This window comes from Alteromonas sp. S005, from assembly GCF_036864475.1.
Lineage (GTDB): Bacteria > Pseudomonadota > Gammaproteobacteria > Enterobacterales > Alteromonadaceae > Alteromonas.
Genome location: NZ_JAZETN010000013.1, coordinates 86,046 through 111,408, shown reverse-complemented (window position 1 = coordinate 111,408; position 25,363 = coordinate 86,046). Strand labels below are relative to the sequence as shown.

General features: G+C 44.2%; 19 protein-coding genes. 8 read left to right on the top strand and 11 right to left on the bottom strand.

From position 1 onward, the window contains the following. Nucleotides 1–17: 17 nt before the first annotated feature. The gene (locus tag V7R55_RS14790) at nucleotides 18–653 is read right to left on the bottom strand and encodes a 1-acyl-sn-glycerol-3-phosphate acyltransferase (RefSeq protein WP_334060066.1); all 636 of its coding nucleotides are present in this window, start codon (nucleotides 651–653) and stop codon (nucleotides 18–20) included. Nucleotides 654–945: 292 nt separating this feature from the next. On the opposite strand from V7R55_RS14790, the gene V7R55_RS14785 reads away from it, so the two are divergent. The 4 genes from V7R55_RS14785 (at nucleotide 946) to V7R55_RS14770 (ending at nucleotide 5,882) form a co-directional block, all read left to right on the top strand. Next, nucleotides 946–1,728, top strand: coding sequence for an NRDE family protein (locus V7R55_RS14785; RefSeq protein WP_334060065.1), 783 nt, complete (start codon nucleotides 946–948; stop codon nucleotides 1,726–1,728). Nucleotides 1,729–1,875: 147 nt separating this feature from the next. After that, the gene (locus V7R55_RS14780) at nucleotides 1,876–3,066 is read left to right on the top strand and encodes an amino acid aminotransferase (protein WP_334060064.1); all 1,191 of its coding nucleotides are present in this window, start codon (nucleotides 1,876–1,878) and stop codon (nucleotides 3,064–3,066) included. Nucleotides 3,067–3,354: 288 nt separating this feature from the next. Next, nucleotides 3,355–5,520: a S46 family peptidase gene (locus V7R55_RS14775; protein ID WP_334060063.1), complete on the top strand. Its 2,166-nt coding sequence runs from the start codon at nucleotides 3,355–3,357 to the stop codon at nucleotides 5,518–5,520. Nucleotides 5,521–5,627: 107 nt separating this feature from the next. Next, a complete protein-coding gene (locus V7R55_RS14770) occupies nucleotides 5,628–5,882 on the top strand; it encodes a hypothetical protein (RefSeq protein ID WP_334060062.1) in 255 nt (84 codons plus the stop codon). A 55-nt stretch (nucleotides 5,883–5,937) separates the two neighbouring features. Here V7R55_RS14770 and V7R55_RS14765 read toward each other — a convergent pair whose 3' ends face one another. The 4 genes from V7R55_RS14765 to V7R55_RS14750 form a co-directional block, all read right to left on the bottom strand. After that, entirely contained in the window at nucleotides 5,938–6,396 is a 459-nt protein-coding gene (locus V7R55_RS14765) for a YaiI/YqxD family protein (RefSeq protein ID WP_334060061.1), read from the bottom strand. Between the two features lie 25 nt (nucleotides 6,397–6,421). Next, nucleotides 6,422–7,183, bottom strand: coding sequence for an SDR family oxidoreductase (locus tag V7R55_RS14760; protein ID WP_118494390.1), 762 nt, complete (start codon nucleotides 7,181–7,183; stop codon nucleotides 6,422–6,424). Between the two features lie 150 nt (nucleotides 7,184–7,333). Further along, a complete protein-coding gene (locus tag V7R55_RS14755; RefSeq protein ID WP_334060059.1) occupies nucleotides 7,334–8,101 on the bottom strand; it encodes an SDR family NAD(P)-dependent oxidoreductase in 768 nt (255 codons plus the stop codon). 78 nt (nucleotides 8,102–8,179) lie between these two features. Further along, a complete protein-coding gene (locus tag V7R55_RS14750) occupies nucleotides 8,180–9,982 on the bottom strand; it encodes an acyl-CoA dehydrogenase (protein WP_334060058.1) in 1,803 nt (600 codons plus the stop codon). 142 nt (nucleotides 9,983–10,124) lie between these two features. On the opposite strand from V7R55_RS14750, the gene V7R55_RS14745 reads away from it, so the two are divergent. Together V7R55_RS14745 and V7R55_RS14740 are read left to right on the top strand one after the other, a co-directional pair. Further along, on the top strand, nucleotides 10,125–11,114 hold the full coding sequence (locus V7R55_RS14745; protein ID WP_334060056.1) for a GlxA family transcriptional regulator: 990 nt from the start codon (nucleotides 10,125–10,127) through the stop codon (nucleotides 11,112–11,114). A gap of 264 nt (nucleotides 11,115–11,378) precedes the next feature. Beyond that, nucleotides 11,379–13,655 carry a TonB-dependent receptor gene (locus tag V7R55_RS14740; protein WP_334060055.1) on the top strand — a complete coding sequence of 759 codons (2,277 nt, stop codon included), beginning with the start codon at nucleotides 11,379–11,381 and terminating at the stop codon, nucleotides 13,653–13,655. 89 nt (nucleotides 13,656–13,744) lie between these two features. Here V7R55_RS14740 and V7R55_RS14735 read toward each other — a convergent pair whose 3' ends face one another. The 4 genes from V7R55_RS14735 to V7R55_RS14720 all read right to left on the bottom strand — a co-directional run bounded on the left by V7R55_RS14735 (nucleotide 13,745) and on the right by V7R55_RS14720 (nucleotide 20,832). Next, a complete protein-coding gene (locus V7R55_RS14735; RefSeq protein ID WP_334060054.1) occupies nucleotides 13,745–14,101 on the bottom strand; it encodes a hypothetical protein in 357 nt (118 codons plus the stop codon). 153 nt (nucleotides 14,102–14,254) lie between these two features. Further along, on the bottom strand, nucleotides 14,255–16,417 hold the full coding sequence (locus V7R55_RS14730; RefSeq protein WP_334060053.1) for a prolyl oligopeptidase family serine peptidase: 2,163 nt from the start codon (nucleotides 16,415–16,417) through the stop codon (nucleotides 14,255–14,257). 48 nt (nucleotides 16,418–16,465) lie between these two features. Next, the gene (locus tag V7R55_RS14725; protein ID WP_334060052.1) at nucleotides 16,466–19,600 is read right to left on the bottom strand and encodes an efflux RND transporter permease subunit; all 3,135 of its coding nucleotides are present in this window, start codon (nucleotides 19,598–19,600) and stop codon (nucleotides 16,466–16,468) included. Then, the gene (locus V7R55_RS14720) at nucleotides 19,600–20,832 is read right to left on the bottom strand and encodes an efflux RND transporter periplasmic adaptor subunit (protein WP_334060051.1); all 1,233 of its coding nucleotides are present in this window, start codon (nucleotides 20,830–20,832) and stop codon (nucleotides 19,600–19,602) included. The genes V7R55_RS14725 and V7R55_RS14720 overlap by 1 nt, the downstream gene beginning before the upstream one ends. Before the next feature lie 378 nt (nucleotides 20,833–21,210). Between V7R55_RS14720 and V7R55_RS14715 the strand changes: the two genes are divergently transcribed. Next, entirely contained in the window at nucleotides 21,211–21,519 is a 309-nt protein-coding gene (locus V7R55_RS14715; protein ID WP_334060050.1) for an isoamylase early set domain-containing protein, read from the top strand. Between the two features lie 114 nt (nucleotides 21,520–21,633). On the opposite strand, the gene V7R55_RS14710 is transcribed toward V7R55_RS14715, so the two are convergent. Both V7R55_RS14710 and V7R55_RS14705 read right to left on the bottom strand, forming a co-directional pair. Next, a complete protein-coding gene (locus tag V7R55_RS14710; RefSeq protein WP_334060049.1) occupies nucleotides 21,634–22,560 on the bottom strand; it encodes an electron transfer flavoprotein subunit alpha/FixB family protein in 927 nt (308 codons plus the stop codon). Further along, the gene (locus tag V7R55_RS14705) at nucleotides 22,557–23,309 is read right to left on the bottom strand and encodes an electron transfer flavoprotein subunit beta/FixA family protein (RefSeq protein WP_039216447.1); all 753 of its coding nucleotides are present in this window, start codon (nucleotides 23,307–23,309) and stop codon (nucleotides 22,557–22,559) included. The genes V7R55_RS14710 and V7R55_RS14705 overlap by 4 nt, the downstream gene beginning before the upstream one ends. A 370-nt stretch (nucleotides 23,310–23,679) precedes the next feature. Between V7R55_RS14705 and V7R55_RS14700 the strand changes: the two genes are divergently transcribed. Further along, nucleotides 23,680–25,329: an electron transfer flavoprotein-ubiquinone oxidoreductase gene (locus tag V7R55_RS14700; protein ID WP_334060048.1), complete on the top strand. Its 1,650-nt coding sequence runs from the start codon at nucleotides 23,680–23,682 to the stop codon at nucleotides 25,327–25,329. Nucleotides 25,330–25,363: the final 34 nt, after the last annotated feature.

The window sequence follows — 25,363 nt, the reverse complement described above, 5'->3', positions numbered from 1 at the left end:
ACCACTTAAACAAATGGTTATGGCTTTATAATGCAGTTTTTAGGATATTTTGCGCAAACATTATCATAAAACGTATAAATAGTTTGCATTTGTTCATCTATATTAGTCACTTTCTGAATAATTGGCCCCAGTACAATTCTTTTTCTAGCGTAGTCCAATCCTATGACTTGGATAGGAATTTCAGCTTGTTGTGCTATATGCATAAACCCCATTTTCCATGGGTAAATGGGGCTACGAGTACCTTCTGGCGCTAAAGCAAGAATAAGCTGATCAGCCTCTTTGATTTTATTTGAAATGGAGGTGACCACGCCGTGGGCCTTACTTCTTTCAATGGGAATGCCCCCTAGCCTCCTTACAATGGCACCTAGTGGTGGCTTAAATATGGTGTGTTTGCCAAAAAAGTTAATGTTGAGCTTGAAAGAAAAAACCACGAATAAGCCAATGAAAAAGTCCCAGTTTGATGTATGGGGTGCTACTGCCAATATGGCTTTTTTCTGATTAATCAGTTCACCTTCTACTTGCCAGCCTCTTTTCGTGAGCACCCATGCCGCAAACGACGAGAGCCAATTTGGCCATTTTCGAGGGATACTGCTCCCTACAATGACTTTATTGGCTAGTATAGAATGGTTATGCGGGCGCGAGGGTTTTGTCATTATTATGCTCTGCTTTTTGTTCTATATTGGGTTTTATTTATGGTTTGGTTTAGGACTTTATATACTGGTTAGCTGCATCGGCAGGAATTTATCAATAGGTTGCTTTTAATACTTCATCGGCCTTCGTACTTTCTTTTTCTGTTTTGTCCCCCAATATTGTCTTATGAAGTAACACATTAGACTACGTTTACATTGACTAAGAGTAATCAAAATAAAAATGTAACACAATTGTTAACCGCAGCAATTAAACGATGTGTGGTGAACAAGTTAAGACAAGGACACTAGGTAAGCTATGTGTATTTTATTTATCGCAAACAAGATGCGAGATGACTACCCACTAATAATTGCAGCGAATCGAGACGAGTTCTACGTAAGACCAACCGCACCTTCAACATTTTGGGAAAGCCACCCGCACTTGCTTGCTGGGCAGGATTTAGAAGCTAATGGAACCTGGATGGGTGTTACGCGTAACGGAAAAATTGCAGCGCTTACCAATGTGAGAGACCCACGCAGCATCAGTAAAAATGCAGTATCCCGTGGGGAATTGGTTGCTAATTGGCTTAAACAAGCCCCGACCCCAAAAGGGTATTCCGAACAGTCAGCATATTTAGCTAGGCTTGAAAAAACGCGACACCAGTACAACGGTTATAACTTACTATTTGGGGATGTGAATGCGCTTCACGTTTACAACAACGTAAACAATTCGACCCACTCAATTGATACAGGTGTGTATGGGTTGTCTAACGCTGACATCATTACTCCGTGGCCAAAAGTCACCCAAGGGGTTACCGCGCTCAATGATTATGTGCAGCAACGAAGTACAATCAATGATGACGATTTATTTGATATTTTGCGCCATGAAAATAAAGCAGATGACGCCCTGCTACCCGACACGGGCATAGGTTATGAGTGGGAAAAGGCATTATCTTCTATTTTCATTCAAACTGATAAATACGGAACGCGTACATCTACTTTGCTATTGGTTGATAAAAACAATACGCTCACTTGGAAAGAACGCTGCTTTTCGGACAAAGGGGAAGCAATTGAAACCCGTGCTTTTTCTTTTTCCATTTAGTGTATTTTTGAAATGAAACTTTCGTTTACGCTTTATAAAGCAGATTAATTGAAATATTTTCAACCTTTAGGGGTCGTTTTTTCCACCATCGATGGCATAATGCCTGCCTGCTAATTATTGCACACCAACGTAACGTGAGGACATATCGTGTTTGAAGTATTACCCCATCTCGCCCCTGATCCAATTCTTGGTCTGTCAGCTGCTTTTCGTGAAGACACCAACCCAAATAAAATCGATTTAGGTGTTGGCGTATATAAAGATGAGCAAGGTAATACCCCTATTCTTTCAAGTGTCGCAAAAGCGCAAAAAGTGCTTTTAGACAAAGAGACCAGTAAAACCTACATTACGCCTCAGGGTAACCAAGGTTTTATCGACGGTATGTTGTCTTTGCTTCTAGGTAAGAATAGCCCTGTTCTTTTAGCAGACCGTGTTGCTGCTGTTCAAGCACCAGGTGGATGTGGCGCGCTGCGTATTTTGTCAGAACTACTTGCCCGTTGTAACGACAACGCGAAAGTATGGGTAAGCGACCCAACCTGGGCTAACCACATTCCACTTATCGGCTCTGCGGGCCTAAAAATTGAAACCTACCCGTATTTCGATAAAGCGTCAGCGAGCATTCGTTTCGACGCTATGATGGAAACCCTTCGCAAAACTGAAAAAGGCGATATCGTTCTTCTTCACGGGTGCTGTCATAACCCTACAGGTGCAGACCTTACCAATGCACAATGGGATGAAGTATTAGAAGTAGCTAAAGAGCGTGAATTTTTGCCTTTCATCGACGTGGCTTACCTTGGCTTCGGTGAAGGCTTAGAGGAAGATGCGTACGGCATGCGTTTGTTGGTTGAGAATCTTCCAGAAGTAATTGTAGCGGCGTCTTGCTCTAAAAACTTCGGCCTTTATCGCGAGCGCGTTGGTCTTGCAGCTATCATCACTGAAGATTCAGCAACCCGTAAAATTGCGCAGGGTCAAATTCAGTCAATCGCACGTGGCATCTACTCGATGCCGCCAAGCTACGGTGGTGCACTAGTAGACATCATTCTTTCTGACGAAGCACTTAATAACGAGTGGGTATCTGAAGTGAACGAAATGCGCGACCGCATGAAGTCTCTACGTGCCATGCTTGTTCAAAACCTTCACGATAATGGCTCACCAAAAGACTTCAGCTTCGTGAACGACCAAAAAGGTATGTTCTCATTCTTGTGTATCACACCTGAGCAAGTGCGCGAAGTACGTGAAAAGCACAGTGTCTATTTTGTTGATTCTAGCCGCGTAAACATTGCAGGCATCAACCAAGAAAACGTAGAAACACTAGCAAAAGCATTGGTGTCAGTACTTTAACCGCAACCTGGCGGCTTAAAAAGTTTAAAAGGCAGAGTTGATACTCTGCCTTTTTGTTTTATTTTAAATTATCTACCTTCTCTATTTGTGCGATAAATGCGCCCTTCTCTGCTGTCAGTGGCAGTTTGTCACACTTCCTAACAAATTTACGCCGTGCTTTATGTGCTTTCTCATAGGGTACACGGCATATTGTCGTTACACTGTAACAATGTTGACGTAGACGTTAACTTCGTATTTATTAGTACTGACGTATAACAATTAGATTAACGACAAGAACAAGGATCACCAATGTCTAAAGTAAGTGTATTTTGTATTTCTGCCGCGTTGCTTGGCAGTGCTATGCAGGTAGATGCTAAGGAAGGCATGTTCACGCCAGAACAGCTCCCTTCAATTGCTGGCGATTTAAAAGAAACCGGTTTGGCAATTCCTGCAAGTAGCATTAACGATTTAACCGCGTTTCCAATGGGCGCTATTGTTTCTCTTGGTGGTTGTTCAGCATCTTTTGTATCTGACAAAGGCTTAGCGGTAACCAATCATCACTGCGCACGCGGTTCAGTACAATACAACAGCACACCAGAAAACAACTACTTAAAAGACGGTTTTCTTGCAAAAGAAATTGGTGATGAACTACCCGCGGCACCGGGTACTCGCATGTTTGTTACCGTAGATTTTTCTGACGTAACCGATAAAGTTATTGGCGGTATCGGTGACGATGTTCAAGGGCGTGAGCGCTACGACCTTATCGAGGCCAATCGCAAAGCACTCATTGCAGAATGTGAATCTGAAGCAGGCTTCCGCTGCTCTGTACCTTCATTTTTCCAAGGTCTTGAATATAAACTGATTAAGCAAATGGAAATTCGTGACGTGCGCATAGCCTATGCGCCTGCTGACTCTATCGGGAAATACGGCGGCGACGTAGATAACTGGATGTGGCCTCGTCACACCGGTGACTTCTCTTTCTATCGCGCTTACGTGGGTAAAGACGGTAAACCAGCTGATTACAGTGAAAACAACGTGCCGTTTAAACCTGATCACTTCCTAAAAGTATCTGCTGCGGGTCTTGAAGACGGTGATTTTGTTATGGCAGCGGGATACCCTGGTTCTACAAACCGCTATGCCCGTTTGTCGCAAGTTTCGTACATGTTTGACTGGCTATACCCTACCTATCTTGAACTGGTAGATGAATGGATCAAAACTATTGAAAGCTCGTCTGAAGAAGGCAGCGATGCCCGTATTAAATATGAAGCAACGCTTGCTGGCTTGAACAACTTTCACAAAAATACCTTAGGCCAGCTCTCTGGTGCAAAGCGTGTTGGACTTGTTCCTCGCCGCGCCGAGCGTGAAGAACAGTTAGCAGCATGGCTAGATAAAAACGGCAAAAGTGAATTGAAGCAAGCTTTGGCCGCTCTTGATGCAGTTAGCGCTGAACAAATGCAGATGAACAAGCAAAACTTCTGGTACAACAACCTTAATCGTGCACAGCTTTTATCTTCTGCTCAAACCCTCTATCGCAATGCTATTGAGAGAGAAAAGCCAGATGCCGAGCGTGAGCGTGGATACCAAGAGCGCGACCAAATACGCATTAAAGAAGGCGTAGAACGCATTGAGCGCCGTTTTGATGCGGTAGTAGATCAAGCTGTGTGGCAAAAGATGATCAGCATGTACCTAGAGCAGCCTGAAGAAAACCGAGTTGCAGCTTTCGATAAAGCAGTAGGCATCAATGGTGATACTGACGGAAAAACGCTTCAGAAGAAGTTAAAAGCGTTTTACGACAATACTTCACTTACCAGCACTGAAGAGCGTTTAAAATGGTTAACCGCAAGCCGCGCTGATTTCGAAAACAGCAACGACCCATTCATTAAACTTGCCGTTGCGTTATTTGATACCGAAATGGCGATTGAAGATAAAAGCAAAACACTTAGCGGAAAGGCTGCTGCACTTCGCCCTAAATACATGAGTGCCATTATCGAATGGCAAAAATCTTTGGGTAGCCTTGCTTACCCGGATGCGAACAGTACACTGCGCGTCACTTACGGTAACGTGATGGGCGGTTCGCCAAAAGATGGCCTCATTTACGAACCCTTTACCCGTCTTGAAGGCATTACTGAAAAGGATACCGGCGAAACACCATTTGATTCACCGAAAAAGCAGCTTGAGCTTATTGAAGACAAACAGTACGGTCCGTACAAGCTTGAAGACATCAATAGCGTACCGGTTAACTTCCTTACGGACTTAGACTCAACGGGCGGAAACTCAGGTTCTGCAACGCTTAACGCAAAAGCAGAACTAATCGGTTTGTTATTTGACGGTACATTCGAAAGTGTTAATTCAGATTGGGACTTTGATCCGAAAACAACCCGTACCATTCATGTAGACACGCGCTACATGCTATGGGTAATGCAATACGTTGACGGTGCAACAAACCTTATCGAAGAAATGACCATCGTTAAATAGTCCCCAATAATGGGGGCAGAGTACATTTCTGCCCCCATAAAAAGGCCTAAATGGGTTCAAAGTACTTTTTTTCACCCCTAATGCCTTTCGGTAAAAAGGAGATCGTTATGAGGTTACTAATAAGGCTTGTAAGCTTAGCGGTGGCTGCATACGCATGCTACGCGGGCACTACAACAGGTGAGTGGAAAGCATCTATCGCTATTATTGCTCTGTGTACATTGGTGTTCTTAGTATCGTTTGCCACAAAGACTGGCGGCAGTAAGTCTGGTTCCCACGGAGACAGTAGCGCAGCCATTTACACGCCAACCAGTAGCTCAAGCTCGTCTTGTGGCAGTGATGCCGGCGGCGGTGGCGACTGCTAAAGTTAATGGGGTCAGAGTACTTTTTCCAGTATATAAAGTACTCTGACCCCATACTTTATTTTAGGGCGCGGAGGCCTTGGGTTAATAGGCGGTCTAGCGCATTGGCAAAGTTTTGTTTGTCACGCTGGGAGAACGCCTTTGGGCCGCCCGTGTGTTCGCCACTTGAACGCATGGTGTCCATGAAGTCCCGCATACCCAGTATCTGCTTGATAGACGACTTGTCGTATTCTTCACCACGGTTATTTAACGCAAGCGCGTTCTTTGCCAGTACATCAGCGGCTAATGGAATATCGTTAGTAATAACCAGATCGCCCGCTTCGCACTTCTCTACTATATAGTCGTCAGCAGCATCGAAGCCTGAGGGCACTTGCGTTAAGGTGATGTGTTTGTCTGGTGGAACAGACATAAAATGGTTAGCCACCAAAGACAAAGGCAGCTTTGTACGTCTGGCTGCCTTAAAAAGTATGTCTTTGATCACTGCAGGGCACGCATCGGCGTCAACCCATATATGCATGGTCGTATCTCGTAATTATAACTAATTAGGCTAGCATACCACCATCTACCACTACTGTCGTGCCTGTGGTGTAGCTTGAGGCATCTGACACTAAATACAATACTGTCCCTGCCATTTCATCTGGATCTGCTACGCGGCCCAGCGGAATCACTTTCAGTGCGTGTTTCAAAATTTGCTCGTTGGTCGTTAATGCTGACGCAAATTTAGTGTCGGTCAAACCTGGCAGTAATGCGTTTACGCGAATGTTTAAGCTACCACATTCTTTTGCGAACGATTTAGTCATGCTGATAACTGCCGCTTTAGTAATAGAGTAGATACCTTGCATATCGCCCGGCGTTACGCCATTTACTGAAGCGGTATTGAGTATGACGCCACCGCCCTGCTCTTTCATCATTTTGCCTGCTTCAATTGACATGAAGAAGTAGCCACGAATGTTCACGTCTACAGTTTTGTTATAAGCGCCTAAGTCAGTATCCAAAATATGACCAAAATAAGGGTTCGCTGCCGCGTTATTTACAAGAATATCCAGCTTACCGAAATCACGTTTGATGACATTAAAGGCTTCTGTAATTTGCTCCATTTCGCCTACGTGACAGGCCAACGCCGTTGCTTTACCGCCCGCGTCGCGAATTGAAGAGGCAACCGCTTCACAGCCGTCAATTTTGCGGCTCGATACAATAACGTGGGCGCCGTACTGGGCAAGCAGACGGGCAATAGATTCGCCGATACCGCGGCTAGCACCTGTAACCAGTGCTACTTTTCCTGTTAAATCAAATAGGTTGTTCATTAAACATTCCTTCTCTTGCTGTTTATACGCAAGCTACGTATCTCAGTGTCCTATCTACGATAGCTGCATTTGTCTTATACTCGTCTTTTAAAGGGTATAAAAATGCGCTCCCTTAAAAGCTCATCGTTTTAACGTCAACACTTTTGTTGTTTATGCCAACATGCCGCCGTCTAACACTACAGACTGCCCCGTCATAAATGACGATTCATCACTACAAAGCCATGCAATAGCATTTGCAATTTCTTCAGGCTTACCCAAGCGTTTCATTGGGTTGGCTGCAATTAATCCTTTCTGACCGCGTTCATCTAGTTTAGATAACACACCTTGAACCATAGGCGTATCAACAAAACTCGGACATACGGCATTGATACGAATGTTCGCTCGCGCGTATTCCACCGCCGCCGACTTAGTCAGCCCTATTACCCCGTGTTTTGACGCACTATAAGCACTTATCATTGGCGCTGAACGTAATCCTGCTACAGACGCTATATTGATGATGTGACCACCACCTGTCGTGGTCATGTGCTTCAGCGCGTTTTTCATGCAGTACCATACGCCAGCTAAGTTGACCTGAATATTTTTCATGAACATAGCGTCGTCGACTTCGGTAAGTGGCGCAGGGAAATGATCAATGCCCGCGTTGTTTATGATCACATCTATCTTTTCAACATGAGAAAGCGCTGTTTCAAACATTGTTTTGACTTGAGTAGGTTCGGTAACATCAACAGTCACTGCATAGGCTTTGCCGCCAGCAGCAATGATCTCTTCAGCCAATGCATTTGCGTTATCTTGATTTAAATCGGCAATACCAACGACTGCTCCACGCTCAGCTAAAACGCGGGCCGATGCGGCACCAATACCTGATCCGCCACCAGTAATAAGAATATGTTTACCTTCAACATTTGCAGCTACATTCATTAGCTGTACTCCAGTTCAATTTATGCGCGCTGCTTGGTCTTCTGCAATGCCTTTCGCGCACAAATTAGTGTTATATATTTAGAAATAGCTTGCCTTTACATTGTTGCAAGATGCTTCACGTGACGTCAGTACTTCTATGTCGCGACTGACTAGCGGTAGTTCCCAATTTAAGAAATACTCTGCTGCAGCAAGTTTTCCTTCGTAGAAGTCAACATCCTGTTCGCCAGCACCATTACTTAATGCTTGTTCGGCAACGTTAGCTTGGCGCAGCCAAACCCAACTCACTACACAGCTTGAAAATATGTTTAAGAAACAACTTGCATTGGTTAGCAACACAGACTGTTTATCAGAACGAAGGTCTGCAGCAGCTTGTTGTATAAGTGCGCCAAGCTGGTCCAAATAAGGTTTTAGTTTTGCCGCCAGCGCCTGTGCTCTTGGCGTTTCTGCGCGCTTCATGTCGCTTGTTACTCGTGCGAGTAAAACTTGCAAACCTTTGCCGTCGTGCTGCCACAACTTTCTTCCAAGCAGGTCTAACGCCTGAATGCCGTTAGTACCCTCGTGAATTGGGTTTAGACGGTTATCGCGCCAGCATTGTTCAACTGGATATTCGCGGGTGTAGCCCGCACCGCCTAAAATTTGAATTGCTAAATCGTTCGCTTTCGGGCCAAACTCAGAGGGCCACGCCTTAAATACGGGGGTTAATAGATCAAGAAGCTGAGAAAGCTCGGTACGCTTTTCACTGTCTGCTTCGGTTTCCATCTCATCGATGAGCATGCTGCCGTACAAGCAAAGAGACATACCGCCTTCACAATATGCTTTCTGCGCTAGCAGCATACGGCGAACATCACCATGATTGATAATTGGCGTTGGGTCGTCTTCTGGAGCAAGATTTGGCGCGGCGCGGCCTTGGGTACGATCTTTTGCGTACTCTAACGAATATCGATAGCCGCGATACCCTATCATTGCCGCACCATAGCCAACACCAATACGCGCTTCGTTCATCATCATGAACATGTAGCGCAAACCTTGATGAGGTTCACCAATTAGGTAGCCGTGGCAATCGCCATTTTCACCAAAGGTCAATGCAGTTGAAGTGGTACCTCGATAGCCCATTTTATGAATTAGGCCAGCAAGAGTAATATCGTTGCGTACATCTGGGTTTCCTTCTGCATCCAGACGGTATTTAGGTACAGCAAATAGTGAAATGCCTTTCACACCGGCCGGACCACCAGGAATTTTTGCAAGTACCAAATGAACAATATTATCGGATAGCTCATGCTCACCACCTGAGATATAAATTTTGCTACCCTTAACGCGATACGTACCATCGTCTTGCAGCTTCGCAGAGGTGCGAATATCAGCAAGGGATGAACCCGCATGAGGCTCGGTAAGCGCCATCGTTCCGGTAAAGTCGCCCGCTAGCATTTTAGGTAAAAATGCGCTTTTGATATCGTCTGAGGCAAAGTGCTTGATTACGTTGGCAGCCGCCGCTGTTAAAAACGGATAAGCGGTAGACGATGGGTTTGCTGCTAAGAAATACCCAGCGCAGGCATTCATCACGGTTACTGGGAGCTGCATACCGCCATCTTCAAAATCGAAGTGACCCGCAATAAATCCGGATTCCCTGTACGTATCGAAGGCGACTTTCACTTCGTCGATCATTGATACTTTTGTTCCATCAAAGGTAGGCTCATTTTTGTCCGCTACTGCGTTATGAGGAAGAAACAATTCTTCTGCCATTTTTTCTGCCATGTCTATGACGGCGTTAAAGGTTTCAACATTGTGTTCTTCAAAGCGTGTCTTTTCGCACAGTGCTGCTGTATTCAATACCTCGTACAGCTGAAACTGCATTTCGCGACGTGGAATGAGTTGGTCGGCCATAGTGTCCTGTCCTCTACGAATATTTGTTAATGCATTGTGTCATATTCGTTACCATGCCATTATTGTCATTTATGACACAATAATGGCTAATACCGCCAACAATCATTATCTTTTATGTCTCCTTATAAATTTAATTACTTTTATGAATAGCGCGAAATTGACTGTTACTGTTCTTGGTTTCGATCAAGCCCTGGCATCTGCCATTACAGGTGCACTTGATGTGTTCGCTTTTGCCGGTATTAGTTGGCAGCGAATTCATAATCTGCCCACCACCCCCCAATTTAAAGTTCAACTTGCTAGTCATCATGGGCAATCTATTCTCTGCTCTAATCAGGTTGTGCTCCAGCCGAATATTGCTATTGAAGATGTATCTCACACCGATATTTTGCTTATTCCAACTATCGGTGGCGATATTGATGAGGTACTGAATGATACACAGCCGCTACTGGTTCATATCAAGCGCCTTCAAAAAATGGGAGCGGATATAGCAGCTAACTGCACGGGTAATTTTTTATTAGCGCAGACAGGTTTACTCAATAATAAAACCGCAACGACTCACTGGGGTTATGCTGAAAAATTCGAGGCCATGTTTCCAAATGTAAACCTGCAGCCAGAGAAAATGGTGACAGAGGACGACACTGTTTATTGCGCGGGCGGCGGTATGGCATGGATTGACCTGTCGATACTTTTGATAGAGCGCTACTGTGGTCACCAAATTGCCAGCAATACTGCAAAGTCTCATGTGTTAGATGTGTCGAGAACGAGCCAAACAGTGTATGCAAGCAGTCGTCAACGGCGCTTTCACACCGACAAAGATATCAAAGCGGTCCAGTCGTTTTTGGAAAAGAATTTACAGCGCAAGTGCAAGCTAAGTGAATTAGCACATCACCACAATATGACTGAACGCACGCTTATTCGCCGCTTTAAGAACGCGTGCGACACCACGCCCGGCCAATACTTACAGTCACTGCGAATTGAACACGCAAGGAAACTCCTCGAAACGTCCAGTATGGCCCTTGAGAGTGTGATTAGTGCGGTAGGATACGAAGACCTGAGTTCTTTCACTCGCCTTTTTAAAAAAACGACAGGATTATCACCTTCTCAGTATCGCGCAAAGTTCAAACGAAGTTAGCGAGATTTTATACGCTTATATACAACTTGCACCATAAAGTTATCTTCAACAGCATTGGCATGCTCCATACCTGAGCAGAGGTGCTCTTTGAACACATGCACTTGATCTTATATGGTGCACTTTCAGGGGAGATATGCGTTCTTTTGCACAAATTTGAAGTTTTTGTGTCAAAGTTTGTGTAAAATACAACGCCAAGCATGAATCGTTAATTTTTATGCTAAAAACACTACAAAAGTATAATTTTACAAACATCTTGGTGGAAACATGAGAACACACAAAATCGCCACGCTAGCGTTAGCCGTTAGTGCTGCGTTTAGCTCTTCAGTTCTTGCTCAAGAGGCCGCATCGACAGAAAAAAAAGAAGCCTCACTTGAACAGATTACCGTTACGGCGCAAAAACGCACTCAGTCAATTCAGGAAGTACCTATTTCTGTTGCGACACTAAGCGGTGAAAAATTCGAAAGCCTATTTTCTGGCGGTGAAGATATCCTTGCTCTAGCTGTTCGCGTACCGGGTCTTTATGCAGAATCTTCAAACGGTCGTGTTGCGCCGCGTTTTTATATTCGTGGCCTAGGTAACACCGACTTCGACCTTGCTGCATCACAACCTGTTTCTATTATCATGGACGAAGTGGTAATGGAAAACGTGGTACTTAAAAGCTTCCCCCTTTTCGACGTTCAGCAAGTAGAAGTACTTCGTGGCCCACAAGGTACACTATTTGGTCGTAACACCACTGCTGGTATCATCAAATTTGATACCGTTAAGCCAACACAAGATGTTGAGGGTTATGCCAAAGCTGGTTTCGGTTCTTACGGTACAATGAACTTTGAAGGCGCTATTAGCGGCGGTCTTACTGACGAGCTTTCTGCGCGTTTATCATTACTATCGCAAGAACGTGATGATTACATCGATAATGCTTTCACGGGCGAAAACGACGCGATCGGTGGCTACGACGAAAAAGCCTATCGTCTACAGCTTCTTTGGGAACCGTCAGCTGACTTCTCTGCACTACTAAACGTACATGGCCGAGAGCTTGAAGGTACTGCATCTATTTTCCGCGCTAATGTTTTCGACAAAGGCAGCAATGAACTTAACGCAAACTACGATCGTGAAACCGTATTTTACGATGGCGATCTAGAGGGCGACGGTATTGATAACAACCCACAAGAGTACGACGGTTTTGGTGCTTCACTAAAACTAGAATACGATATGGATAAGGTTACATTCACGTCAATCTCAGCTATTGAAACTGCTGATGGCTCAAGCCTAGGTGACGTTGATGGTGGCTTTAATCGAGCCGACGGCACATCAGGCCCTGGATTCATTCCTTTTTCAGCGGTTACGCAAGATAACCTTGATGACTTAGAGCAATATACCCAAGAGTTTAGATTCTCCAGCAACACTCGCGACGCTTTAAACTGGCAATTAGGTGCGTTCTACTACGATGCATCGTTCAATGTTACCAGCATTGACGGCTTTTTTGGTGCAACCACGGTATTTCATGAAAACCAAACATGGGCACTATTTGGCCAAACTTCTTATCAAGTAAATGATAAGCTAAATGTGACGGGCGGTATTCGCTACACGCACGACTCTAAGAGTCTAGTAGTTGGCGATCAAAACGTTGACGGCTTCGCGTTGGTAATTGGCGCTGCTGAAGTACAAGACTATGAAGACATCGATGTAGACGATGGTCAAACAAGCTTTGAACTTAGCGCAAACTATCGCGTAACTGATGATGTGTCTGTTTTTGCTCGCTATGCCAACGGTTTCCGTGCTCAAACAATTCAAGGTCGTGACGTTGCATTTGAAGGCGCGCCTTCCGTTGCCGACGCTGAAACCATCAACTCATTTGAACTTGGTATCAAGTCTGACTTATTCGACGACACGCTTCGTCTAAACGCTGCCGCGTTCTACTATACCGTTGATGACATGCAGTTCTCGGCCATTGGTGGTGGCAACAACTTCACTGCGCTTGTAAACGCAGACAAAGGTGAAGCGTATGGTCTTGAAGTAGATGCGCAGTGGCTAGCTACTGATGAACTTACGTTTACAGCGGGTTACAGCTATAACCACACTGAGATTAAAGATGATTCATTGACTGTTTCTCCGTGTGGTACAAGCGCTGCTGATGGTTTTACCGGTAACTGTACTGTAACTGACCCTCGTCCAGACGGGTTTGTTGCTTCTATCGACGGCAACCCATTCCCACAGGCGCCAGAGTCTATCTTCAACTTCACAGCACGCTACACCATCCCTATGGGTGATGACGGTGAATTCTTTGTATTTACTGATTGGGCGTTCCAGGGTGAAACCAACATCTTCCTTTACGAAGCAGTTGAGTTCACTACTGACGACAACTTTGAAGGCGGTCTACGCATCGGTTACGAAAACTTCGCGCACAACTACACTGTAGCGTTATTTGGTCGTAACATTACTGACGAAGACAACGTTAAAGGTGCCATCGACTTCAACAACCTTACAGGTATCGTGAATGAGCCGCGCGTTTGGGGTGTTGAGTTCAAGTACACTTACTATTAATCAAAGATAAGTAGCTACTTTCATTTATTGTAGCTATTTAGATTGTCAGAGCGGTGACGTTGAAAAACGGCACCGCTTTTTTATTTCTTTTAGGCCGCCATGTGAACGTCTGAGGTTGGCACCTGCACCAGCTGCTGTAACTTTCTGCACACCTGTACCCAGCGGGCGACTTTTTGATAGTAGACCTGTTCTATTAATTGCCCTTTTTCATCAAACAAAAAGCTCGCTAACTTTCCTTTATTACCCGGCATATAAAAATGGTGCACGGTAAATTGCTTTGATAAAGGGGCGTGCGCCACTTTTTGATACATACAAAAAGGCAGTGCGTTTGCACGCTCATCGCCACCGATGAGACGAGTGCGGCGTTGAAACGTATCTGAACCTAAATCAGCCATAATACCGTGTTTTGAAATAAGTTGATCAACCGCTTTAATGCCTGTTTGCATAATATTCTCCTAAAAGCTGTGCAAAGTAGCCCAACCACATGAGACTTAAAATAAACCATACTGATATTTATACAGTATATGGTCATTTGTTTAAAATGCAAACAAAAAAGCCGCTTTTTATAGCGGCTTGTTTTTATTAAAGACAATGGAAAGCTAATTAAGCGCGGACTCTAAAAAGGCCCACTGGTCTGCATACCCCTCAATTCGCATCCACGTAGGCGTGCCAGCGCCGTGACCCGCGCGGGTTTCTACACGAAGCAGCACTGGGTTATCACACCCTTGATCTGCCTGTAACTGCGCAGCGAACTTATAGCTATGCCACGGTACAACGCGGTCATCGTGATCGCCTGTTGTTACTAATGTAGCCGGATAACAAGTGCCAGGTTTAGTGTTGTGAAGTGGCGAATAAGCATAAAGCGCATCAAACTCGTCTTTGTTTTCACTTAAACCATAATCGGAAGACCAAGCGCGGGCATTAGCACTCGGCGTGTGGTAGCGAAGCATGTCTAACACGCCCACTGCGGGTAGTGCTGCAGAGAAAAGATCAGGTCGCTGGGTAAGTGTTGCACCCACAAGTAAGCCGCCATTTGAGCCACCTTGTATACCCATTTTGTTTGGATTGGTATACCCACTTTCCACTAAGTACTCGCCGGCCGCAATAAAGTCATCAAAAACGTTTCGCTTGTTAAGCTTAGTGCCAGCCTTATGCCACTGCTGCCCATATTCGCCACCACCTCGTAAGTTTGCGATAGCCAACACGTTGCCCTGCTCTACCCATACCATGCGCGACACTGAATATCGTGGTAGTAATGAGATATTAAAGCCGCCATAACCGTACAATAGGGTTTTATTGTTTCCGTCTAACTTTAAGCCTTTCTTGTGCACAATAAACATGGGAACTTTGGTGCCATCTTTACTGTTGTAAAACACCTGTTTGGTTTCATAGTTATCGTAGTTAATTCCCGTATCGATAGTTTTAAATAGTGATGACTCACCACTTTCAACATTGTAGGCATACACCTGACCTGGGTTAGTAAACCCAGTAAGCTTGTAAAAGGTCGTATCTGCATTTTTACCGCCGTAGAAACCGCTCACGCTACCGATATCAGAAAACGCTATTTCATCGATTTTTTTGCCGCTTAAATCAAAGACACTTACTTGCCCTTTTACGTCTTTGAGATACTGAGCAAAAAGCTTTTCACCCAAAAGTGAAACGCTAGACAAGGTAGCAGCAGTACTTTCAACTACGGTTTCCGTTGCTTTAACAACACCATCGAAATTGATTTTAACGACCTTACCAGTTGGCGCGCCTGCAGTAGATTTAAAAAATAACGCATCTTTGTGTTCGCCAATTAAATCGTAACGCCCATCCCATTTATCGAAAACGGGAACAAGATGACTGTTTTCTTTTGTAAGAGATTTAGCATAAACCCCATTAGCCTGATACCCCTCAAATACGGATATAAGCAACGTGTTTCCATCTTGCACTACTGATGGATATGGGTTCCAAGTGGGTTTATTATCAAATGCAAAGACCTTTTTATCTGCACCTTGCTCTGTACCTATAGCGTGAAAATAGATAGATACGGTTTGGCTATCATCATATTTATCCGCCTCATCTTTTGGGTAACGAGAATAGAAAAAACCACTTTCATCCGGAAGCCAAGCAATATTTGAGAACTTAATGCCTTCAATGGTATCGGTTAAGTCTTCTTTACTGCTGGTGTTACGAACGTGGATAGTTTTCCAGTCGGTTCCGCCATCAGACAGCATGTAGGCAAGATAAGACGCTTTAGGGCTGAGCTCAGTCGACGCCATTGACACGGTGCCGTCATCACTCAAGGTATTCGGATCGATAAGTACTTCAGGTTCACCGTTTACGCCATCGGCCATATAAAGTACGTACTGATTTTGCAAGCCGTCGTTATAAGAATAAAACAACTTGCCGTTCACCATGTAGGGTGTCGAATACTTTTCATAATCCCACAAAGCGGTCAAGCGCTCTTTATAAAGCTCTCTCGAGGGTAAATTTGCTAGATAAGGGCGAGCCAACGTATTTTGCGAATCGACCCAAGCTCTAACTTCTTCGCTCTTTTCGTCTTCTAACCAACGATATGGATCGCTTACCATAGTGCCGTGATAGTTATCTTGCTGCGCAACGGTTTTGGTTGCTGGATAGCTAGATACCTTAGGCATAGTAACGCTTTGGGTTTCACTTCCAACCAAATTAGTATCAGCGGTATGTGAACTTGTGCAAGCAAAAGTTAAGCATGCTGACGCTGCTACTACAGCTGCATAAATCAGATTTTTTTTCATTTTTTCATTCCTTAAAAGAAAATGCCGGTTTTACCCGGCATTGTCTATTTAGCTTTCTGTCGTAACTTGTTGGTGTCTTCTTCCTCTAAACACATTTTTAAGGTCGTTGAGAATTAAGTACAGTGCAGGAACAAGCAGCAAAGTGATTACAGTGGCAAACAAAATACCGAAGGCCAAGGAAACCGCCATTGGTATAACAACTTGAGCCTGCAAGCTGCGCTCAAACACTATTGGCATAAGCCCCATGAAAGTTGTTAATGAAGTCAGGATAATAGCTCTAAAACGCTGTGTTCCAGCGCTAATAGCTGCATCCATAAGTGACATGCCTTCTTTACGCGCACGATTCACAAAGTCCACCATGATCAAGCTGTCGTTCACCACAACACCTGACAATGCGATAATGCCGCAGACCGATAGTACGCTCACTGCCATCCCCAGTACCAAATGACCTACTATTGCGCCCACAATACCAAAAGGAATTACTGACATGATAATGAAGGGTTGGCTGTAAGATTTAAGCGGTATCGCAAGTAAGGCATAAATAGCAAATAACGCAAACAACAGCCCCTGCATCAGACTAACCATAGCATCAGCCTGCTCCTTTGAATTCCCTTGTAGCTGAAATTCAACACTGGGATAGCGGGCTAGTAGGTCTGGCATTAATTTTTCAATGACATCATTAGTCACTTCTGAAGGGTCAAGTAACGCTTTATCAACTACACCCGTTACGGTGACTGAACGTTTACCATCTACACGAATAATTGAATCGAACCCTTGCCCTACAGTGAATGTCGCAACTTGTTCAAAAGGGATTTCTTGGCCATTCGGCGCACGAATACGCATGTTTTCAAGATGCTCTATGGAACTGCGTTCCGCTTTCGGGTAGCGCACCATAACTTTTATTTCTTCATCATCACGCTGAATACGCTGCACTTCTGCACCGTAAAAACCAAAGCGAACTTGCTGACCTAAATCGCGAAGTGAAATGCCCAACGCATCGGCCTGAGGTTTCAGCGCCAACTGAATTTCTTCGCTACCGCCTGAGAAGGTATCGTTGATATCGGTAACGCCTTCGTATTTATCTAAGACCTCTTTTATATCGTCACTTATAGCTCGCAATGCCTTAATATCGCTAGAGCTGAATTCAAAGCTTAAGTCAGCACCGCCGCCAGGACCACCCGGTGAGCTAATATTAAATGACTTCACTCCCGGAATTTCAGGGACCTCTTGACGCCACATATCCTGAATTTCAAAGTCAGTAAGGGTGCGGGTTTCACCTTTTGTAAGCTCAGCAAAGATTTCACCACCTAAGTTACCATTGTCAAAGGCTATTGCGTGCTTAATTACGTTTTCGCCCGTCTCTTCTGCAACTTTGTCATCCATACGGTGCATAGCTTCGCGAAGTGTAGTTAGTACTTTGTCTCGCTGTTCTAGTGACGAGCCGGGCTCTAACTCAAAGCTGGCCATCATAAAGTCACTAGGAATATTCGGGAAGAATACAAAACGCACGATGCCGCCACCAAACAGCCCAACTGTAAGAATAAGCATCGCCAAAAACACAGCCACTGTTGTATAGCGATTGCGTATTGCTTTTGCCAAAAACGGCGCGTACTTATTATTAATAAATGTCTTTATGCCTTCACTGAAGAAGTCGCGGAACTTTTGGAACGCGTTAGCTTTTTCCGGATCATAAGGCTTGAGCTTCATGTGCACTAAGTGCGCCGGCAGGATTAACTTCGATTCAATAAGCGAGAAAATAAGACAAACAATCACCACCATGCCGATGGTTTTCCAAATAATGCCGAACGGACCGGATACCATAAGCATGGGTGAAAACGCAGCGATAGTGGTTAAAACACCAAAAGTTGCAGGCATAGCAACTTTTTTAACGCCCGCAATAACGTTATCAGCACTGTGCCCTTTTTTATCTATTTCAGAGTAAGCCGATTCACCCATGATAATTGCGTCATCTACCACAATCCCCAATACAAGAATAAAGGCAAAAAGACTAAGCATGTTAATCGACACGCCAACCATATCTAACGGCATGACAAGCAGGGTGCCAAGAAAGCAGACTGGCAAGCCAACGATAACCCAAAACGCGAGCTTAATTTTCAAAAATAACGAGAGCACTAAAAATACAAGTAGTGCACCAAAGAACATGTTTTCAAGCATCATGTTAAGTCGGTCAGCCAGATAGAACGAGCTATCGCCCCACGTATCCGCAGTAATATGCGCGGGAAACTCCGATTTTTGACTATCAACGTAATTGTTAACCTGCTCAGAAATTTCTAAGGCGTTTTGATCGCCCACAGCCTGCACACGCAAGCTAACCGCGGGTTTATCATCAAACAATGCATATTGATTGTTTTCAATAAAGCCATCGTTGATATAGGCAACATCACCCAAAGTAACGCGAGTACCGTTAGCGTTTGTGACTAGTACGATTTGAGAGAAGTCCCAACCGGTATAGGCCTGCCCTTTTGTTCTTAGCAGTATGTCGCCGTTTTCCGTGCGAATTGAACCACCTGGTAAGTCTACACTGGTTTGGCTCAAACGAGCGACCACATCAGCAAACGTAAGGTTATACTTTTGCAAATCGACTTCAGATAGTTCTACAGAAATTTCATAATCTCTTGAGCCTACAACCTGAACACTTGATATACCTGGCAGGTTAGCAATGTCATCCCTTAAGTCTTTAGCAAACTCTTTCAACTCTCTTTCAGAAGCATCCCCATAAACTGATAGCCATATCACGTCCTGTTGGATTTTTTGGCGATAAATAACTGGCTTTTCAGTATCCGCTGGGAAACTTGGAATGGCATCAACTTGAACCTTTACTTCATCAAGTAGAGACTGAACATCATAGTCTTCTTCTACCTGTATACTTACTGTCCCCATGCCTTCTACGGCGGTAGAGTTAAGCTGCTTTATTCCCTCCAAGTCCTTTATAGACTCTTCAATTTTAAGCAGCACCCCTTCTTCAACTTCTTGAGGGGCTGCGCCCAAGTAAGGTACACGAACGCTAATGACGTCAATTTCAAAGCTCGGAAATACTTGTTTTTGAATACTGGAAGCACTGAACAAGCCGCCCACAATAAGCAAAATCATCAGCAGGTTCGCCGCCACATTATTACGCGCAAACCAAGCAATTAAACCTTTGTTGGTATCGATGCGACTCATTAGTTGTCACCTTCCGACGATTCGCTTTCCACACTATCAGTACTATCAGAAGAGTCCGCTTCTGCAGTATCAGCAAGTACGGGCTCGTCACCCGGCAGGCGCACTTTCATGCCGTCGTATGGATTTGGAACCGCACTGGTTACCACCAAACTTCCTTCCGCAATACCTGAGCGAATAAAGACATCTTTCGCTGTGGTGCGAGCTACTTCGACGGGCTTAATTTCAATTTCGCGATTATCGTTCACAGTAAGCACGGTATTGTCTAAACGCAAAATGCTGCGAGGTAACACGACAAGCTCTTCGTTTTGACGTGAGGTAATTTCTGCTTCAACGAACTGTCCAAAACGCAAAGGTGACTGGTGTGAAGTTTGCAAATTGTAAGGGTCTTGCACCTCAACAATGGCATACACCACTCTGCTTCCTGTATCCAAAATACCTTCTGAACGAACCAGTTGACCTTCCCAAACGCGTTTAACACCACCAACAGTCGCAGTTAATGAAACAGGGGCCCCTTCGCTAGACTGCCCAGCAATATTAATAAACATTAAGTCGCTGTCGGTAATAGGTAACCTAACTTCCGCGGTATCAGTAGAGTAAATAGTGCCAAGTACGGAGCCCATGGCGACAAACTGTCCGAGATCTATATTACGCTCAACCACGATACCGTTGTAAGGAGCGGTAATTTGGGTTCTAGCCAAGTTACGCTTAGCGCGCTCCAACTTAGCTTCTGCCGCTTTCACGTTTGCCTGTTCTTTTGCCAATTGAGGCTTTCTTAAGCCTAACTCAGGCGGCGCTACGTTTCTGACTGAGCGCCATTCTTGTTCGGCTACTTTTCCGCGAGCTATTTCTTCTTGAAGGGCTGCTTTAGCTTGGGCCAATTCAGCTTCGGCTAGCTTAAGATCTGTGCGATAATCATCTTGTTCTAACGTGGCAAGTACACCGCCTTTTTTAAAAGTTCCACCAGCAACAAAAACTTTCGACAAGCTTATAACTTGACCACTGACCTGTGCACTCAATGAAGTTTTATTCTGCGGAACTACGTTACCCTGGGACTTGACAACAAAGTTTACTGCTTCTGAATAAACTTCTTTTGCGTCAACGAGAAAAGCGGGAATTTCTACGGGCACTTGCTCTGGAGGCTTACGTGATTTGATCATAACCGTCGCGGCGATAAACGCGATCAGCACTATGAATAATGGAATACCACTTTTCATTAACATGGAGTTTTTCATTTACTATCCCTGAGAAAGAAGGCACCTGTGCTAGTGACATTTAGGCTATAGACTACCACTCTATTCACTTATCACCTGATAACCCGCTAGATTCTATTATTATTGTTTCAACACTAGTGTACTGATTTTTGGTTATTATGCTCAATTAAGATTGTTAAATTTTGTGTCTAATTGTTGTTTTTATACACATTCAAAAATCAGCACACCTAATATAAAAAATTATCAAAAGAATACAAAGTAAGATTGATAATTATCAGGTTTTCGTTGATTATTTGAGCACTCATTGGTTATGAGTTAACCGACGGCTGTTGTTCAAGCTAACTTTCTAATGAGAAATAGCCTCGGGAATGATTTCGCTACGTTGAAGGGAAACACATTATGAGTCTTAAGAAACAATACCTTAAATCAAAACCTTTGTGCAAAGTGACATTTCGACTGAATGCGGAAGCAGCGAAAGATGCGAAAGAAGCTGCACTATGTGGAGATTTCACTGATTGGAAAACGCAGCCACTGACGATGAAAAAGCTTAAAAGCGGCGATTTCACATTAACAGTGGATTTGGAAAAAGATCACGAATATCAGTTTCGCTACCTTATCGATGGTGAAAAATGGGAAAACGACTGGGCAGCCGACGCTTATACCCCCTCTCCTGTTAGCCTAGAAGATAATTCAGTTGTGCGTGTTTGAGTGGTAAATCAGCTTCAAAACGAATCTTGATTCGCAATAGATACATATAACAATACCCCTACAAAAAAGGCTGCATAAATGCAGCCTTTGTCTTATTTAGCCTAAGAGCGCGAATTAAAGCGTTCCTTCCAACTCTGGAAGTACCTCAAACAAGTCGCCTACCAAGCCGTAGTCAGCAACCTGGAAGATTGGCGCTTCTTCGTCTTTGTTGATAGCAACAATAACTTTTGAATCTTTCATACCTGCAAGGTGCTGAATAGCGCCCGAGATACCTACCGCAATGTAAAGTTGAGGTGCAACAATTTTACCTGTTTGGCCAACCTGCATATCATTTGGAACAAATCCGGCGTCTACTGCAGCACGCGATGCTCCAATCGCGGCACCAAGTTTGTCGGCAATACCTTCAAGCAGCTTGAAGTTATCACCGTTTTGCATACCGCGACCACCAGAAATAACCACTTCCGCTGCCGTTAGTTCAGGGCGCTCAGACTCGGTAAGCTCTGCGGAAACGAAGTCAGACTTATCGCTACTTTTTACAACATCAAGTGCTGCCACTTCTGCGCTACCACCTGTTGTCGCTGCATCGAACGATGCGGCACGAACTGTGATCACCTTCTTCGCATCAGATGATTGAACAGTAGCAATAGCGTTGCCTGCATAAATTGGACGAACAAAGGTATCTTCGCTCTCTACACCAATAATGTCTGAAATTTGCGCTACGTCTAGCAGTGCAGCTACGCGAGGCATAAAGTTTTTGCCTGTTGTAGTTGCGGCAGCAACAACGTGGCTGTAGTCGCCTGCAAGCTCTATCACTAGGTCAGCCGTATTTTCTGCAAGCTGGTTTTTATAAGCAGCATTATCAGCAACAAGTACTTTTGCAACGCCGTCAATTTGCGCTGCAGCTTCAGCAACCGCTTGGCAACCTTCACCTGCCACTAAAACATGAATATCGCCACCCATTTTTTGTGCGGCGTTAACAAGCTTGTGCGTTTCTGTTTTTAAGCTTGCGTTGTCGTGTTCTGCATATACAAGTACGCTCATGAGATCACCTTTGCTTCATTTTTTAACTTGTCTACCAACTCAGCAACGTCTGCCACTTTGATGCCGCCCTCACGCTGAGGCGGAGGCGTAACTTTCAATACCTTAACGTTAGATTCAAGCGCAACACCGAAATCTGCCGCAGCTTTAACATCAAGAGGCTTACGCTTTGCTTTCATAATGTTTGGAAGCGATGCATAACGCGGTTCGTTCAAACGTAGATCTGTCGTTACAACAGCAGGAAGCGACAGCGCTACGGTTTGAAGACCACCGTCGATTTCACGTGTTACGTTTACTTTTTCACCATCTACAACCACTTCTGAAGCGAAGGTACCTTGAGGCATACCCGTTAGCGCTGCCAGCATTTGGCCAGTTTGGTTGTTGTCAGAGTCAATGCTCTGCTTACCAAGAATAACAAGTTGAGGCTGTTCTTCTTCAACCACTTTCGCCAAAAGCTTTGCTACTTGAAGTGAGTCAAGATTTTGGTCGGTATCAATTTGAATACCACGATCAGCACCTAGGGCAAGTGCTGTGCGTATTTGTTCTTGACAGCTTTTATCACCTATTGAAACAACAACGATTTCCGTTGCCACGCCTTTTTCTTTTAATCGAACGGCTTCTTCAACAGCAATTTCACAAAAAGGGTTAATGGCCATTTTCGCGTTTGTAAGATCTACACCTGATTCATCAGCCTTCACTCTTACCTTAACGTTGTAGTCGATCGCGCGTTTGACCGGTACGAGTATTTTCATATTTACCTCAATTGTTGAGTTCGTCAGTGCTAATTACGTTTCATTAATAATTAACTATTAATAATTAAAAACGTATTACTTCACCACGCTTTTTGAAACTTTAACAATGCTTATACGTTAAAAAAGAAACTGTGGAACGTACGTTTTTTAAAGGCTAGCCTTAAAACGACGTTAACACCACGTTTACGAGCAGGTATAATGGGCTGCCAGTTAACGTTAACGTAAACTGCTTTGCAATGTACTTACTGTTGACGTAAACGTCAACCTGCTTTACCTTGCAAAACGACAATTAATTTACATGTTTTTGACACAAAGCATTATTTGTTTCATCAATAGTGCACTATAAAAATACAAACATAAGGAGCCTCCCGTGGAACGAGAATCGATGGAGTTTGACGTAGTCATCGTCGGTGCCGGCCCAGCTGGATTATCAACTGCTTGTAAGCTGATGCAGCTTGCGAATGAAAAAGACCAAGAACTTATGGTTTGTGTGGTCGAAAAGGGCTCCGAAGTAGGTGCACATATCCTCTCAGGCGCGGTATTCGAGCCCCGTTCGCTCAACGAACTATTTCCCGATTGGAAAGAAAAAGGTGCGCCACTTAATACGCAGGTAACTGAAGACCACATCTATTTGCTTAACGATGAAACGTCAGCGAAAAAGTTACCAAACGCCATTACGCCCAAAACTATGCACAATGATGGTAACTATATCGTGTCTATGGGCAATGTTAGCCGTTGGCTTGCAGAACAGGCCGAGCAGCTAGGCGTTGAAGTGTTCCCTGGCTTTGCAGCTTCTGAAGTTATTTATAATGAAGACGGTAGTGTTGGCGGCGTGCTTACTGGCGACATGGGTGTTGGTGAAGACGGTGAACCCAAAGACGGTTACATGCCGGGCATGGAATTACGTGCTAAATACACCGTGTTTGCAGAAGGCTGTCGTGGTCATTTAGGCAAAGAGCTCATTTCTCACTTCAATTTAGATGAAGACAGCTCTCCTCAGCATTATGCTATCGGCTTTAAAGAGATTTGGGATATAGACCCAGCGAAGCACCAGCCGGGTTTAGTTGTACACAGTGCAGGATGGCCACTTGATGACGCCACGGGCGGTAGCTATTTATATCACGCCGAAGATAATCAGGTGTTTGTAGGCTTAATTGTCGACCTTAACTACGACAATCCTTATTTGAGCCCGTTTGACGAATTTCAACGCTTGAAACATCACCCTGTTTTTAAACAGTATCTTGAAGGCGGTAAACGTGTATCTTATGGTGCACGTGCAATTGCTAAAGGTGGGTTTAATTCTTTACCTAAAATGACTTTCCCAGGTGGCTTACTAGTAGGTTGTGAAGCAGGTACCCTAAACTTTGCCAAAATTAAAGGTAACCACACAGCCATGAAGTCAGGCATGCTTGCGGCTGAAAGTATATTTGAGGCCCTATCTGAAAACGCAGAAGCGCCAGTAAAAGAGCTAACGAGCTATACAGATAAATTTAAATCGTCTTGGTTGTATGACGAGCTATTCCGTTCTCGTAACTTCGGCCCTGCTATTCATAAACTTGGCAATTTCTGGGGCGGTGCATTTAATACGTTAGAGCAAAATATCTTTAACGGTAATTTATTCTTTACCATGAAAGACGAACACAAAGATTACGCACAGCTTAAGGAAGCGAAAGACGCGAAAGAAATTTCTTATCCAAAGCCGGACGGTGTGCTTAGTTTTGATAAGTTGTCTTCCGTGTTTTTATCTAATACAAACCATGAAGAAGACCAGCCGTGTCATTTAAAATTAAAAGACCCGTCTATTCCTTTACAGATTAACCTACCAAAATTCGCAGAACCCGCACAGCGCTATTGCCCTGCTGGCGTTTATGAGGTTATTGAAGAAGAAGGTGAAAAACGCTTTCAAATTAATGCGCAAAACTGTGTGCATTGTAAAACATGCGATATCAAAGATCCTAGCCAGAATATTAAGTGGGTTGTACCTGAAGGTGCTGGCGGCCCGAATTATCCAAATATGTAATTAAATGCAATATTTGGTTATTTAACTGATATTT